This window comes from Chthoniobacter flavus Ellin428 (assembly GCF_000173075.1).
GTDB classification, from domain to species: Bacteria; Verrucomicrobiota; Verrucomicrobiia; order Chthoniobacterales; family Chthoniobacteraceae; genus Chthoniobacter; species Chthoniobacter flavus.
The window spans coordinates 87307-100856 of record NZ_ABVL01000004.1; the positions used below are offsets into that span (position 1 = coordinate 87307).

Here is a 13550-nt window from a genome sequence, read left to right on the forward strand (position 1 = left end):
TTCCTCACTGATTACTAAATACTAATCACTGATTACTTCCCTCCCCGGGAAGCGGCAACTGATTCGCAATCTCGATGAGATTCCCGTCTGGGTCGCGAATGTAGATCGACTCGATCGGGCCTTGGGCGCCAGTGCGTTCGATCGGTCCTTCGAGAATATCGACCCCGCAATTTTCCATGTGCTTCATCACGCGGGCCAGTGGCTCGGCGGTCAGAAAGCAGACGTCTGCCGAACCGGGTTTCGGATGCAGCGCCTTCGGCTCAAATTCACGACCAGCCTCGTGCAGGTTGATCTTCTGCGTGCCGAAGGCCAGTGCCTTGCGATTCTCGCCGAAGGTGACTTCCTCCATGCCGAGCACGCGGGTGTAGAAAGCGATCGTTTCACCCAGGTCGCGCACCGTGAGGACGAGATGGTCGATTTGATCGAGACGCATGGGAGGCAGAAGAAAGTCAGTGCGGGAGCGGCGCTTTGACGCCCTCGCTCGAGACGTGCACCATGATCACGCTGGTGCTGAAGACCGTCGCGTGTGTGCGCGCGTCGTGGCACCACACGTCCACCGTGCAGGAGGTCGTGCCGATTTGGGCGACGCGGCCGTAGATGCGCACGATGTCACCATTGTGCACCGGCGACTTGAAATCGAACGCCTCCACCGCGGCGGGTGACGAAGGAAGCCTTGGGAAAAGTCAGCGTTGCCGCCGTGCTGGCCAGGTCATCTGCCCATTCGAGCATGTAGCCGCCGTACAGTGAGCCGCGCGGATTGAGATATTCCGGGCGGATCAACGTGGTGCGTTCGTAGACGGGGAAGGCGCCGGCCTGGCTATGCGTTTGCGAATTCTCCACGGCGGCGATGCCATTCAATCGCGCCACGTGCCGGCCCCCTTCGAATTCCGTGTTCAGCCAGGTTTTCACGATCTCGAGCGCCAGCTCCCCGGGAATGGTGCGCTGGCCGATGGCGATGCAGTTGGCGTCATTGTGCAGTTTGGCCCAACGGGCGGTATCGAGGCTGAAGCACAGCGCGCAGCGGATGCCGCGCACTTTGTTCGCGGTGATCTGTTCGCCATTGCCCGACCCGCCAAGGACGATGCCGCGCTCGCATTCGCCGCTGGCCACCGCTTGCGCCGTGGGAGCGATGTAAAGCGGGTAGTCGACTGGATCGGCGGAGTGCGTGCCGAAGTCGCGCACCTCGTGACCCAGCGTGGTCAGCAGTTCGATGATTTTGCCTTTGTACTCAAAACCCGCATGATCGGAACCGATGGCGATTTTCATGAGCAAATTCTGCGCGACGATCGAACGATGCGCGAGAAGGAATGTTGCGCGCGGAGGAATGTTGCGCGCGGAGGAATGTGACGCGCGGAGGAATGTGACGCGTCGATCAGCGCTTGTGTTTTTGTGCGGCGCTGCTGCGCCGCTTCCGGGGTGATTCTCTTCGAGGATAGAGTCTTGCAGAAAGCGCGAAGCGCCCCAAAAAGCATGTCATCCTTGAGCGGAGTGCTCCGGTGGTAAAGAGGGCGGAGCACGTAGTTGAAGGATCTCCAATATCCGCGGGCGAAGGTGGTGGAAAGATGAACGCTTGGTGACACGCAAAATGGTGGAGGCTCCGCGCGAAAACCACGGAGACTGGAGGTCCTTCGACTCCGCCCATGCTTCCCCGCTCCGCTCAGCAACTGTGTTTTTTTAGTGGGATTTTTGTGGGTGGGGTGGAGGGAAAGATGAGGTTTATGAGGCGGCGGTTTGAGGTGGAGCGGTGAGGGTTTTGAGTACCGTGTTGAGATGGAGAAGCAGTTTGCGCATGACGGCGGTGATGGCGACTTTGAAGAGTTTCTTTTGGCCCCGAAGGCGTTGGTAGAAGGTCTTGAGGATGGGGTTGTGGGTGGCCGCACTCAGTGCCGCCATGTAGAGAGCCCTACGGACTTCCTGACGTCCGCCGCGGATCGTCCGCTTTCCGGCGTATTTGCCGCTGTCGTTGTCGTAGGGGGCCAGGCCGGCCAGAGCCGCACATTGGCCCCGGTTGAGCGTGCCAAGTTCAGACATCTTCGCCAAGAGGGTCAGTGCGGTGACGAAGCCCACGCCCTTGGTCTGGGTCAACCGCTCGAACTTGGCCTTCCAGAGCGGATGGGCATCGATTTTGGCCCGCAGTTGCCGGTCGAGAGCGGCCAGCCGCTTTTCCAAAACGAGGATGGACTGGTCGATCTCGGTGACCAGCGCGGCGTGGAGGACCTGCTGGCGGTGGGTGCGCAGGACCTTGATCATCTCCACTAGTTGCTGGCGGTGGGTGACGCTCTCGCTCAAGGCCAGTTGCTCGCGGCAGAGCGGCGGATCGGCCGGCGGACGTTTGCTCTGGGCAAAGCGTTCGATGAGCGCCGCGTCGATGGGATCGTTTTTCGCAATGATCCCTTCCGACAGCCCGAAGTAGTAGATGCGGGCGGCATTGGCGATGGTGAAGGCAATGCCTGCCTCCTGGAGCGCCAGGCACATGGGCAGATGATAGGGGCCGGTCGATTCGCAGACCACGTGGCCAGCGGCCGACAGCTTCTTGATTTGGACGATGAACTTGCGCTGTCCCTCCTTGGTGTTGGCAAACTGCCAGCGGCGGTTCTGGCCGGCCACAACGAGGGTGTCCTTGGAGACGTCGACTCCGAGGTAGCATGAGGGTGATGACATAGGTTAGACTCTTTCTTGGGTTTACGAGCTCGGCGGGGCAGGGATGCCTGGCCTCCGGCTCTGGCAACTGTTCGAGTTGGCAAACCTGAGAAGCTCCGATCGATCGTGCTGAGCGACGCTCTGCGGCTAATTACCGCGACGCCTGAATGAAACGATCTCACCGAAGCTGGCGGGGTCGCGGGGATCAGCCGCGACTCCGCTCCTCAGTTAAGCGCACGCTTCAAAAGAAGCAGCGCTCCCGAAAACAGACCAACCAAAGCACTTTTCCAACAACCAAGGATGACAGGGTTTTTGGAGCGCTTCGCGCCTCTGTATCGAGCGCTTTCCTACTTCTCCGGCGCTGTTGTTTTTGAGAGCCGGTTCTGGAAAAGCGGCGCAGCAGCGCCGCACTCCAAAACGCAAGCGCATTAACGCGCTCTAACCTTGCGCAGAGGACAAGGTCGCAAACTGTGCGTCCGATAATTGGATCTTCGCGGCGGCGACATTCTCCTCCAGATGCGCAATGCTCGTGGTGCCGGGGATGAGAATGATATTGGGACTGCGGTGCAGTAGCCACGCCAGCGCGACCTGTCCGGCGGTGGCGCCGAGTTCGCTCGCGACTTGGGCGAGTACTCCGGAACCTTGAGCGAGCGGTGCCTCCGGGGCGAAGGGCTTTGCCGCCAGCGGTCCCCACGGCAGGTAAGCGATGTTGTGTTGTGCGCAATAATCGACCACCGCATCATCCCCGTGTTCCTGCAGATTGTAGCGATTCTGCACCGAAGCGATCGGCACGATGGTGCGCGCTTCCTCAACCTGCGCGAGGGTGACATTCGAAAGCCCGGCGTGGCGAATTTTCCCTTCGCTCTTCAACGCCGCGAGCGCGCCCACGCTTTTCGCAAATGGCACCTGCGGATCCGGTCGATGAAGTTGATAAAGCGGAAGGCAATCGAGCTTCAGCCGTTGCAAACTGCCCTCACAAAAGCGGCGCAGGCTCGCGGGGCTGCCATCGGCAAAGACTTCGCCCGGGCCAGTCTTCTCGACGCCGCCCTTGGTCGTGACGATCACGCCCGTAGGATAGGGCGCGAGCGCCTCGCCAATCAGTTCTTCATTCCAACCCGGTCCGTACGGATGCGCGGTATCGATGAAATTGATGCCCAGTTCGACGGCCCGCCGCAGCAGACGCTTGCCGCCTTCCCAATCCGGATACGGCCCAAAATTACCCGGCTGGGCACACAGACGCATCGCGCCGTAGCCCAGCCGGTGAATGGGAAGATCTCCGCCGAGGAGCCAGGAAAGTGCGGGGGTAGTCATAGCCCCGCTGACAATGAGACTGTGAGACAATCAGACAATGAGAAAAGCGCATCGATTGCACCTCTCATTGTCTCCCTTGTCCGATTGTCGCATTGTCGTTCGATCAGGCCTTCCCGCCGAAGGTCACGTAGTCGTCGACGTCGAGCAAATCGGCCCAGGTCGTGATGTCCGACCGGTGCGGCGCGGTGGCCGTGCGGATCTCGTTGAAGAACTCGATCGACTCGCCCTCCGGCACCCGCTTCCCGGCGGCGTCGGACCACGCCTCGATCTCGGCGTCGGTGTGTTTGTTTTTCTGGTTCGAACGGATCCACTCGAGGATTTCGCCGTCGCCTTTGCCGGCGGCGAGTTCCTTGCGGAGCGCCTCGGCGTCGACGCCGAGATACTCGAGGATGCGCTGGTCGAGCGGGCAGTTGTAATGATACTCGCCGTTTTTTCCGGCGATTTCCGCGCGGCCCTTGTCGAGCATGCGGGGCAGGAGGGCGTAACCGCCGAGGCGGGTGCGCATGCTGCGGGGCGGACGTTGGGTGAGGTCAGTGATGTTATTCATGGTGTGGGGTGTTGGGTGAGTGGTTAAGGAACGGTCAGGCCGCCATCGACCTTGAGCGATTCGCCGAGGATGAAGGACGCGGCGTCGGAGCAGAGGAACAAGACGGCATTGGCCACCTCATCGGTCTTTCCGGTGCGCCCAATGGGATGCAGCGAGGCGAGATGCTCGCGCTGCGGTCCGTCCTTGCCGGCGAAGCGATCGACCATGGCTGTATCGATGACCGCCGGAGCGACCGCGTTGATGCGAATGCCCTGGTTGGCGAATTCGAGTGCAATGGATTTGGAGAGGCCTTCGACGGCGTGCTTCGTGCCGATGTAGAGGCTCGCTCCCGCCATGCCGACGTGACCCGCGACGCTGCTCGTATTGACGATCGCGCCGCCACCGGTCTTGAGCATCGCCGGGATCTCGTATTTCAGCGAAGCGATGACGCCCCAGACATTGGTGTCGAAGAGCCGCCGGTAATCGGCCTCGGTGGCGTTGGCCAGCGGAGCCATCCATTCGACACCGGCGTTATTGAACGCGATGTCGAGCCGGCCAAAAGCGGCGACGGTTTGCTCCACGAGATTCTTGACGTCGGCCTCGACGGCGACGTCCGCGCGCACGAAGCGGGCGGTGCCGCCGGCAGCGGCGATCTCCGCGACCACAGCTTTGCCTTCCGTCTCGCGGCGGCCGGAAATGACGACCTTCGCACCGGCTTGGGCAAAGGCGAGGGCAGTGGTCCGGCCGATGCCGGAAGTGCCGCCGGTGACGAGCGCGACCTTATTGGAGAAATCAAATTTCATATGGTGAATGCGTTGGAAGGCTTCGTTTAGATGCGAATGAAAAGTTCCTCCGCCGGATAGCGCACCTTGGGCGCCGCGGCATACTTGTCCGCGTCCGAACGATAACCGACCGCCGCTGCCACGACGGCATTGTAACCCTTCGCCGGCAGGCCGAGGAGTTCGTCGTATTTCGGCGCGTCGATGCCTTCCATGGGGCAGACGTCGATGCCGAGCATGGCCGCGGAAGTCATGAGGTTGCCGAGCGCGATGTAGCACTGGCGCGTTGCCCACTCGTGCTGCGCTTTGCTGCGCGGCCCGTGCACGATGTCGCCGGCGAGAGCCTTGCGAAATCCGGCCAGTTTTTCCACGGGCGTCCCGCGCACTTTGCTCACATGGGCAAGGTAATAGTCGACATCCGCCTCGGTCACATTGGTTTTTGCGGCGAAGACGACGAAGTGCGAGGCATCCGCCACCTGGCACTGTCCCCACGAAATCGGCAAAAGCTTTTGGCGCGTGGCCGGATCGGTGATCACGACGAAGCGATAGGGTTGAAAACCGTAGCTGGTCGGCGTGAGGATGAGCGCTTGTTCCAACGTCGCCCAATCGGCATCGGCGATCTTCTTCGCCTGGTCGAAGGACTTGGTGGCATAGCGCCAGCGCAATTGCTGGAGCAGCGTGTCGTTGGAGACGGGTGGGTTCTGCATGCGGGTTTGGTGGTGTGGTTGAGAGACGCGCTATTTGTTGCCGAAGGCGAAGAGCTTTTCTTTTGTCCGGATGTAGATCCGGCCATCGACAAAGGCGGGCGAGGCGGCGAGGTATTCGCCGAGGTCGAGTTTGGAAAGAACGGTCGGCTTGTCTGTGGTCTTCGCATCGAGGACGACCAGGGTCCCTTTGGTCGTCGCGAGATAGATGCGGCCGTTCACATACGTGGGCGAAACGTAGTAGTCGCCGGGCACCCCGATGCGCTGCTTCTCGTATAGCAACTTGCCGCTGGCGGCATCATAGAGCGTGGCGAAGCCGCCATCCTTCACGAGAAAAAGTTTGCCGTCGTAGTAGAGCGGAGAAGCCACATACGGCGCGCCTTTTTCGTTGTTCCAAATGACGTGGCTTTCGGTGATGTCCCCGTGGCCACCGGGCTTGACGGCGAGCACCGCATTTTTACCGCGTTTCATCCAATTGATGTTCCCTTCCCATTCCGAACGGTCCCAATAGCCGTCGTGGTTCTTGTCGTTGACGTCGAAGAAATCCTTGAACGGTGTGCCCGCCATTTCCGCCCGGGAGATGCGGCCGTCGCCGTCCTTGTCCATCATCTTGAGCAAGTCGTCGAAGGTCGGCATGGGCTCGTCCGCGCTGCCGCCGGGGCTCCAGGTGGCGATGTAGAGATTGCCGTCCACGCCGGGAGTGGGTGTGGTGCAGGGGTAAGCGGCGAGCCCGCGCAGGAGCCATCGTTCTTCGCCGGTCTTGAGATCGTAACCCTTGGCGCGGCTGTCGCCGAGGGCGACGAGCACGCCGTCCCATACCACCGGGGTGCCGAAGCTGACGCGGAATTCCTCGCGGGAACGTTTCCAGACTTGGGCGCCGGTTTTGATGTCGAAGGCGTAAAGACCATTGCCGGGCCCAACTTCGTCGCGGAGCAGGTAGACGAGGCCGTCGTGAATGATTGGTGACGTGCCGGTGCCGAAGCCGTCCTTGCTCTGCGCGACGGGCAGCCTCGCTTCCCAGAGCAGCTGGCCGTCGAGGCCGAAACAACTCAGCCCGTAGGAGCCGAAGTAGCTCACCACGCGCTCCCCATCGGTGGCGCAGGTCGACGCGGCTGGCGACCCGAGTTTCTCCATGTAAGTCTCCAGTTTCTCCGGCGTCGTCTCGTGCCGCCAGGCAACGGTGCCATCGGTGAGGTTCACGCCGAGCGTGATCAGCTTGCCGTCCGCGAAGCCGGTGAGGAAGGCGCGGCGGCCGACGATGACCGGTGAAGACGCGCCGCCGGGCAAGGCCGTCTGCCAGAGCAGATTCCGCGCGGTATCGATCTCCGCCGGGATAGTTTCGTTCGCCGCGGTCGATTGGCCCGAGGGGCCGCGGAATTGTGGCCACAACGAAGCGGCATGAAGCGTGGATGCGAGAGCCAGCAGTAGGCAGGCGTGGCGGGTCATTGGATGTTGGGTGTTGGGTGTTGGAGGTTCGATGTCCTGACTTTTCGTTCCGTCACCAGGCGATCTCCGCGCGTTCGCGCAGGAATTTGCCGGTGAGGCTCTGCGGGGCGTCGAGGGCGAGCCACACGAGGGTGTCCGCACCTTGTTCGACGGAGAGTGGTGCGGCATCGCCGCCCATATCGGTGCGCACCCAGCCGGGCGACACCGAATTCACGGCGAAGCGCGGCAGGGCGGCGGCGAAATGCTGGGTGAGCGAGTTCAACGCCGTCTTGGACATGCTGTAGGCGGGCGCCCAATCCTGCAGGCCATCGGCGAGTTGGCCGGCGCCGCTGGACATATTGATGACCCGCGGTGCCTTGCTCTGCTCGAGCAGCGGCTGGAAGGCCTGCGTGACGAGCATCGGGCCGACCGTGTTGGTGGCGAAAGTTTTCAGCACGGTCTCGCCCTCGAGGTCGAGGACGCTGCCGGCGTCGTCGAGCAGGATGGCGGCGTTGTTGATCAGGATATCGAGATGATCGGTCTGCTTCGCCACCACGCGGGCCGCGCTCTCGATGCTCTCCACGTCGCTTACATCCAGCAGCACGAAATGCACGTCGCCTTTGATGGAGGCCGCCGCTTTTTCTCCGGCGCCGCGCTGGCGTGCGGTCAAAAAGACCCGCACGCCGCGCGCCGCCAGTTGGCGGACGACTTCGAGGCCGATGCCTTTGTAAGCGCCCGTCACGAGCGCGACTTTTTGCGGTGCACTCATGATTGCGGGCGGGGTAATTCCTCGGGCACGACCATGGCGAAAATCTTCTCCGTCTGGCGCAAGACCATGATGGGCGAAGGCACGCCGATCTCGGCCGCGACGAGCCTCTTGTGCAGGTCGTCGATGCTCTTGATCGTCTGGCCCTTGAAGCCCACGATGATGTCACCACGCTGCAGACCAGCCCGGGCCGCGGGGCTGTGCGGATCGAGCTCCGCGATGAGCACACCACGATCCTGCGGCAGCCGGTGGAAGCGGGTGACCCGCGGATGCAGCGGCACATTCTGGCCGGCCACGCCGATCGCGCTGCGCCGGATGCGGCCCTCTTTGATGAGCCAGGCGACGACGAATTGCGCGGTGTTGCTGGCAATGGCGAAGCAGATGCCCTGCGCCGGCAAGATCACGGCGGTATTCACGCCGATGACTTCGCCTGCGCTGTTGACCAGCGGGCCGCCGGAGTTGCCGGGATTCAGCGCGGCGTCGGTCTGGATGATATCGTCCATGAGCCGTCCCGATTCCGCGCGCATACTGCGACCGAGTGCGCTGACGATGCCGGAGGTCACCGTCTGTTGAAAACCGAACGGCGAACCGATGGCCACCGCGACCTGGCCGACGCGAATCGTAGAAGAATCCGCGAGTCGCACGTGCTGAAGATTCGGCGCGTCGATGCGCAACACCGCGAGATCGGTATCGGGATCTTCGCCGATGAGTTGCGCGGGAAACACCCGGGCATCATGCAACGTGACCTCGAACTTCCTGCCGTGATGGACAACGTGGGAATTCGTGAGGATGAAGCCGTCCCGGGCGATGATGAAGCCCGAGCCGCTGCCGCCGCGCTGATTCTCGCCCTCGACGCGGATATTTACCACGGAGGGCGCGACGCGGTTGACCACGGCGCTGATCGTGCGCGAATAGCTATCGAGGAGGGTGTCGTCCTCGATGGGTTCGCGCGGAGCGACCGAGGTGAATGAGGTGGTGGTGCTTTCGTCCCCGACCGGCTGCAATTCCGGCCGGTTGGACCGTTGGAATTCGGGTTGGATTTTCATGGGTTAAAGTAATGACGCACACGCGTCAAATGACCGGGCCTCCTTGGAGGCTGTGAAATAAACCGGCGAAAAGAGGATTGGCCCGCGAATCACGCCAATGACACGAATGTAAGGTTCCCCCATTTGCGTTATTCGCGTGATTTGCGGGCACTTTTTCACAGTCGCTTAGAATGCCGATTTGACGATGCCGCCCTCGGCCCGCCAGACGGCGCCGGTGGTGGCGGAGGAGAGCGGGCTGGCCACGAAGGTGACGATGTGAGCGATTTCGTCGACCGACTCGAAACGTTTGATGAGCGAATTCGGGCGGTGCTTTTCGAAAAACTCCTTTTCGAATTCCGCGAAGGGTTTGCCGGCCGAAAGTTGACTGACATAGGTTTCCACGCCTTCGGAGCGCGTCGGGCCGGGAAGCACGGAATTTACCGTGATGCCGGTGGCGGCGGTGAGCTCAGCGAGGCCGCGGGCGACGGCAATCTGCGCCGTCTTGGTCATGCCGTAGTGGATCATCTCCGGCGGCGACTGGAGCGCGGATTCGCTGGAGATGAAAATGATGCGGCCCCAATTGCGCTGGCGCATGCCGGGTAGATAAAGACGGCTGAGGCGGACGCCGCTGAGGACATTCACCTCGAAGAAGCGACGCCAGTCGTCATCGGGAATTTCCTCGAACGGCTTCGGCTCGAAGATGCCGAGATTGTTGACGAGTATTTCCACGTCGGGAAAACGCTGGGCGACTTCATTCGCGGCCTTCTCGCTGGAGAGGTCGCCGGCGAAGCCTTCCAGCTTCGCCCATGAAACATTTTCCCGGATTTTGGCGATGGCTTCCTGCACGCGCGCCTCGGTGCGGCCATTGACGATGACGCGCGCGCCTTCCGAAGCGAGCGAGTGGGCGATGGCGAAGCCGATGCCGGCCGTGGAACCGGAGACGAGGGCGAGTTTATCGGTGAGATGGAGATTCATGAGATGGGAAGGATGGGACCGATGGCCTCAGGCATTGATCAATTTCATGTTGGCCGGGTGATAACGGTCGCCGGTGATCGGAATCGCGGAGATCTCTCCGCGGATTTGCTCTTCATCCTCCGGTGTCAGCGAGACGCCGAGAGCCCCCATGTTGTCCTCCAGATACTTCACGCGTTTGGTGCCGGGGATCGGCACGATGTCGTCGCCTTGCGCGAGCACCCAGGCGAGCGCGAGTTGGGCGGGCGTGCAGCCTTTTTTCTGGGCGAGCGCTTTTACCGCTTCGGCCAGCTTGAGATTGCTCTGCAGATTTTCTTCGCCGAAACGCGGGTAGTTGGTCAGGCGGAAATCGCCGGCCTCGAGGTCGGAGACTTTTTGGATGGCGCCGGTGAGGAAGCCGCGGCCCAGCGGGCTGTACGGGACGAAGCCGATACCAAGTTCGCGGCAGGCGGCGAGCACGTCGTTTTCCTCCACGTCGCGGGTCCAGAGCGAATACTCGCTCTGCAGCGCCGCGATGGGATGGATCCTGGCCACGCGGCGCAAGGTATTGGCGCTGGTTTCGGAAAGGCCGATGGCGCGGACCTTCCCGGCCTGGACCAGTTCGGCCATGGCGCCGACGCTGTCTTCGATCGGCACGGCAGGGTCGACGCGGTGCAGGTAGAAGAGATCGATCACGTCGATGCCCAGGCGCTGCAGACTGGCGTCGCAGACCGCCCTGGCATTGGCGGGCGAACCGTCCGTGCCGTTGATGCCTGTCGGGCCGAAGCAGAAGCCATACTTTGTGGCGATGACCAGCTTCGAGCGGTCAGTCTCCTTGAGGAAGCGGCCGAGCAGCTCTTCGTTCCTGTACGGACCGTAGGCTTCCGCGGTGTCGAGAAAGTTGCCGCCGAGCTCGATATAGCGATGCAGGACACGCAGCGACTCCGCGTCATCGGCGGGACCGTAGGCGAAAGACATGCCCATGCAGCCAAGGCCGAGTGGGGTGACGTTGAGAGGTCCGAGTTTGCGAGTTTTCATGATTGGCGATGATTCGTATGTCCTCGGGGAAACGCGTTTAGAAAGGTGGTGGCGGTAGCCGCGATCCCGCCACGGCGGGACCACGACCACGGCAGGCGCCCCGCGGAGCGGGGCGCTCCCTCAGCCAAGCGCCTACGTCCAGGTCCAGCGGTCGTGGACGAATTCATAGCCGGTGTCGTTCTTGCGAACATAACCGAGCGCGGGATACGCGAAGTGCGCGGCGAAAATGCGCGAGCGATCGGCGGCGGCGCGATCGAACAGCTTCTTGCGCGTGACGCTGGCCAGGGCGGGCGTGGAATCGCCGGCCATCGTCCAGTCGAGATGTTCGAACATGAGCACTTCATGATGCGCGGCATCGACGATGTGCAGGAGTTGCTCGTTCCCCGAGGTGATTGCGAAGGCGAAGTGTCCGGGCGTGTGGCCGGGAGCGTCGATCAATTCGATGCCCTCGAGCACGCGATCGCCGGGCGCGATCATCTGGATCTTCGGCTTCGCCTTGTTCAATACCGTTTGCACCATTTCCAGCATGCCGGAGATGAACTCCTTCGGCAGGCGCAATCCACTCACATCCGGCGACGGCGCGGTCCAATAGTCGAACTCGCGCTGGTGCATGAAATACTTCGCGTGCGGGAAGACGAGTTCCTTCGTCTTCGCATCGACCAGGCCGCCGATGTGATCGGAGTGGGCATGCGAGATGAAGATCCCGGTGATCTGCTCGGGCTGGACGCCTGCCGCCACCATCACGGGCAGCAACCGGCCGATGGTCGGCGCGGAGAAGCCGCCGGCCCCGGCGTCGAAGAGCACCCATTCGCCGCGCAGATTGACCAGCAGGACGTTGAAGGGCATCTCCGCGACCGGCTTTTGGAAATGCGCGGCGAGAACTTTGGCGAGTTCCTCCGCGGGCGCTTCGGTGGCCAGCATCGGCTGGATCGGCATCGGCATATAGCCGTCGTTCAAGACATAGGCCGTCGCGTCACCGATGTGGAACCGGCGGTAGCAGGCTGCGGGATTGGGCGCTTCCGCGGGAGCAGCGGCCGCGGCCACGGCTTGCTCCGCGGCGGAAGCGTTGCGGCCCAGGAAGGCCGCCAGGCCGCCGAGACCGAGCAGGCGCAGCAGTTCGCGACGATGCAGAGGAGACAGATGGGTGGTGTTCATTTTCTTTTGGGAAATCAATTCAGGTCGTTTTGCAGCACGATGCGATAGCGGGCCTTGCCGCTCTTCAGATGCTCGAAGGCATCGTTGATCTTCGACATCGGGAAGAGCTCGGTCGTCGGCGCGATGTCGTGGCGCGCGGCGAAGTCGAGCATCGTGGCGGTGGTGGCCGGGCTGCCCAGCGGCGAACCGGAGAAGGAACGCTGCGCGGCGAGCATGGGAAAGGCAGCGAGGCTCACCGGTTCGGCAATCGCGCCGACGGTGTGCAGGCGGCCTTTCGGCGCGAGGGCGTTGACGTAGGCCTGCCAGTCGAGTTTCACATTCACCGTGGAGAGGATGAAATTGAACGAGCCCGCGAGCTTCTCCATTTCGGCCGAGTTGCGCGAATTGACGACGCTGTTCGCGCCGAGTTGCAGCGCCTCGTCGCGTTTGGAATCGCTGGAGGTGAAGGCCACGACGTCGCAGCCCCAGGCCGTGCAGGAATTTCAGCGCCATGGTGGCCGAGTCCGGCCGATGCCGATCACGCCCACGCGATCCGGTCGGTTTCACGCCAAATTGCACGATTGGGTTTGAAAACCGTGATGCCGCCGCAGAAGAGCGGGCCGGCCTTGGCGGGATCGACCCCTTCGGGCAGCGGAATGGTCCACGCGGCTTGCGCGCGCACCTGCGTGGCAAAGCCGCCGTGACGGTGGATAATCGTGCCCTCCGCCGTCGGGCAGAGATTGTGATCGCCGCTCATGCACTGGTGGCAGGTCATGCAACTGCCGGAATACCAGCCGAGACCCACGGTCTGGCCGACTTTGAGGTGCTTCACCTGGCCGCCGATCGCGACGACCTTGCCGATGACTTCATGTCCGCCGACGAGCGGGTAAACCGACATGCCCCAGTCATTCTCGACCATGGAGAGATCGGAGTGGCAGACGCCACAATAAGAAACGGCGATGTCGACCTGCTCGTCCCCGAGCGGGCCGGGAGAATACTCGAACGGCGTCAGAGGGCTTTTCGGTGCGGTCGCAGCGTAGGCTTTGATGGTGGTGCTCATGGGTGATGATGGTTCGGTTGGCGTTTTGTCGTAGTCGTCGTGGAAAAAGTCAGGAACGGAGCGCTTGCGTTTTGGAGTGCGGCGCTGCTGCGCCGCTTTTCGATAGAAAGAAATCCTTTCCCCATTCGCGTCATCTGAGTGATTCGCGGGCTTCCCTGCCGTCGTTGTGCGAGGTCGGTAATGCTTGCGGT

14 protein-coding genes and 1 pseudogene are annotated in these 13550 nt (G+C 62.2%); all 15 read right to left on the reverse strand.

All coding sequences use genetic code 11. The features are described from left to right. Window positions 1–25: 25 nt before the first annotated feature. Window positions 26–433, reverse strand: a complete 408-nt coding sequence (locus CFE428DRAFT_RS08200) for a VOC family protein (RefSeq protein WP_006979039.1) — start codon at window positions 431–433, stop codon at window positions 26–28. Between the two features lie 16 nt (window positions 434–449). Beyond that, a complete protein-coding gene (locus tag CFE428DRAFT_RS08205) occupies window positions 450–650 on the reverse strand; it encodes a hotdog domain-containing protein (RefSeq protein ID WP_006979040.1) in 201 nt (66 codons plus the stop codon). Beyond that, window positions 610–1266 (reverse strand): ribose 5-phosphate isomerase B, encoded by a 657-nt coding sequence (gene rpiB / locus CFE428DRAFT_RS35530; protein ID WP_006979041.1) that lies wholly within the window; start codon window positions 1264–1266, stop codon window positions 610–612. The genes CFE428DRAFT_RS08205 and rpiB overlap by 41 nt, the downstream gene beginning before the upstream one ends. Window positions 1267–1716: 450 nt before the next feature. Next, entirely contained in the window at window positions 1717–2661 is a 945-nt protein-coding gene (locus tag CFE428DRAFT_RS08215; protein ID WP_006979042.1) for an IS110 family RNA-guided transposase, read from the reverse strand. Between the two features lie 417 nt (window positions 2662–3078). Continuing rightward, the gene (locus tag CFE428DRAFT_RS08220; protein ID WP_006979043.1) at window positions 3079–3951 is read right to left on the reverse strand and encodes an aldo/keto reductase; all 873 of its coding nucleotides are present in this window, start codon (window positions 3949–3951) and stop codon (window positions 3079–3081) included. Window positions 3952–4054: 103 nt separating this feature from the next. After that, a complete protein-coding gene (locus CFE428DRAFT_RS08225) occupies window positions 4055–4498 on the reverse strand; it encodes a DUF5069 domain-containing protein (RefSeq protein WP_006979044.1) in 444 nt (147 codons plus the stop codon). 23 nt (window positions 4499–4521) lie between these two features. Next, on the reverse strand, window positions 4522–5280 hold the full coding sequence (locus tag CFE428DRAFT_RS08230; RefSeq protein WP_006979045.1) for a glucose 1-dehydrogenase: 759 nt from the start codon (window positions 5278–5280) through the stop codon (window positions 4522–4524). Window positions 5281–5306: 26 nt separating this feature from the next. Further along, a complete protein-coding gene (locus CFE428DRAFT_RS08235) occupies window positions 5307–5963 on the reverse strand; it encodes an NAD(P)H-dependent oxidoreductase (RefSeq protein ID WP_006979046.1) in 657 nt (218 codons plus the stop codon). 30 nt (window positions 5964–5993) lie between these two features. Further along, window positions 5994–7406 carry an outer membrane protein assembly factor BamB family protein gene (locus CFE428DRAFT_RS08240; RefSeq protein WP_006979047.1) on the reverse strand — a complete coding sequence of 471 codons (1413 nt, stop codon included), beginning with the start codon at window positions 7404–7406 and terminating at the stop codon, window positions 5994–5996. A gap of 52 nt (window positions 7407–7458) precedes the next feature. Next, on the reverse strand, window positions 7459–8154 hold the full coding sequence (locus tag CFE428DRAFT_RS08245) for an SDR family NAD(P)-dependent oxidoreductase (protein ID WP_006979048.1): 696 nt from the start codon (window positions 8152–8154) through the stop codon (window positions 7459–7461). After that, on the reverse strand, window positions 8151–9197 hold the full coding sequence (locus tag CFE428DRAFT_RS08250; protein ID WP_006979049.1) for a S1C family serine protease: 1047 nt from the start codon (window positions 9195–9197) through the stop codon (window positions 8151–8153). The genes CFE428DRAFT_RS08245 and CFE428DRAFT_RS08250 overlap by 4 nt, the downstream gene beginning before the upstream one ends. Before the next feature lie 165 nt (window positions 9198–9362). Continuing rightward, window positions 9363–10151 carry an SDR family NAD(P)-dependent oxidoreductase gene (locus tag CFE428DRAFT_RS08255; protein WP_006979050.1) on the reverse strand — a complete coding sequence of 263 codons (789 nt, stop codon included), beginning with the start codon at window positions 10149–10151 and terminating at the stop codon, window positions 9363–9365. A 27-nt stretch (window positions 10152–10178) separates the two neighbouring features. Continuing rightward, complete coding sequence (locus CFE428DRAFT_RS08260) at window positions 10179–11165, reverse strand: aldo/keto reductase (protein ID WP_006979051.1); 987 nt, start codon at window positions 11163–11165, stop codon at window positions 10179–10181. A gap of 132 nt (window positions 11166–11297) precedes the next feature. Next, the gene (locus CFE428DRAFT_RS08265; protein WP_006979052.1) at window positions 11298–12320 is read right to left on the reverse strand and encodes an MBL fold metallo-hydrolase; all 1023 of its coding nucleotides are present in this window, start codon (window positions 12318–12320) and stop codon (window positions 11298–11300) included. Between the two features lie 14 nt (window positions 12321–12334). Beyond that, window positions 12335–13359: pseudogene (gene ahr / locus CFE428DRAFT_RS40995) on the reverse strand (NADPH-dependent aldehyde reductase Ahr). Between the last annotated feature and the right edge of the window lie 191 nt (window positions 13360–13550).

Coding starts and splice junctions, on each gene's coding strand:
- CFE428DRAFT_RS08200 (WP_006979039.1), bottom strand. CDS start 433: ATGCGTCTCGATCAAATCGACCATCTCGTCCTCACGGTGCGCGACCTG.
- rpiB (WP_006979041.1), bottom strand. CDS start 1,266: ATGAAAATCGCCATCGGTTCCGATCATGCGGGTTTTGAGTACAAAGGC.
- CFE428DRAFT_RS08215 (WP_006979042.1), bottom strand. CDS start 2,661: ATGTCATCACCCTCATGCTACCTCGGAGTCGACGTCTCCAAGGACACC.
- CFE428DRAFT_RS08220 (WP_006979043.1), bottom strand. CDS start 3,951: ATGACTACCCCCGCACTTTCCTGGCTCCTCGGCGGAGATCTTCCCATT.
- CFE428DRAFT_RS08225 (WP_006979044.1), bottom strand. CDS start 4,498: ATGAATAACATCACTGACCTCACCCAACGTCCGCCCCGCAGCATGCGC.
- CFE428DRAFT_RS08230 (WP_006979045.1), bottom strand. CDS start 5,280: ATGAAATTTGATTTCTCCAATAAGGTCGCGCTCGTCACCGGCGGCACT.
- CFE428DRAFT_RS08235 (WP_006979046.1), bottom strand. CDS start 5,963: ATGCAGAACCCACCCGTCTCCAACGACACGCTGCTCCAGCAATTGCGC.
- CFE428DRAFT_RS08240 (WP_006979047.1), bottom strand. CDS start 7,406: ATGACCCGCCACGCCTGCCTACTGCTGGCTCTCGCATCCACGCTTCAT.
- CFE428DRAFT_RS08245 (WP_006979048.1), bottom strand. CDS start 8,154: ATGAGTGCACCGCAAAAAGTCGCGCTCGTGACGGGCGCTTACAAAGGC.
- CFE428DRAFT_RS08250 (WP_006979049.1), bottom strand. CDS start 9,197: ATGAAAATCCAACCCGAATTCCAACGGTCCAACCGGCCGGAATTGCAG.
- CFE428DRAFT_RS08255 (WP_006979050.1), bottom strand. CDS start 10,151: ATGAATCTCCATCTCACCGATAAACTCGCCCTCGTCTCCGGTTCCACG.
- CFE428DRAFT_RS08260 (WP_006979051.1), bottom strand. CDS start 11,165: ATGAAAACTCGCAAACTCGGACCTCTCAACGTCACCCCACTCGGCCTT.
- CFE428DRAFT_RS08265 (WP_006979052.1), bottom strand. CDS start 12,320: ATGAACACCACCCATCTGTCTCCTCTGCATCGTCGCGAACTGCTGCGC.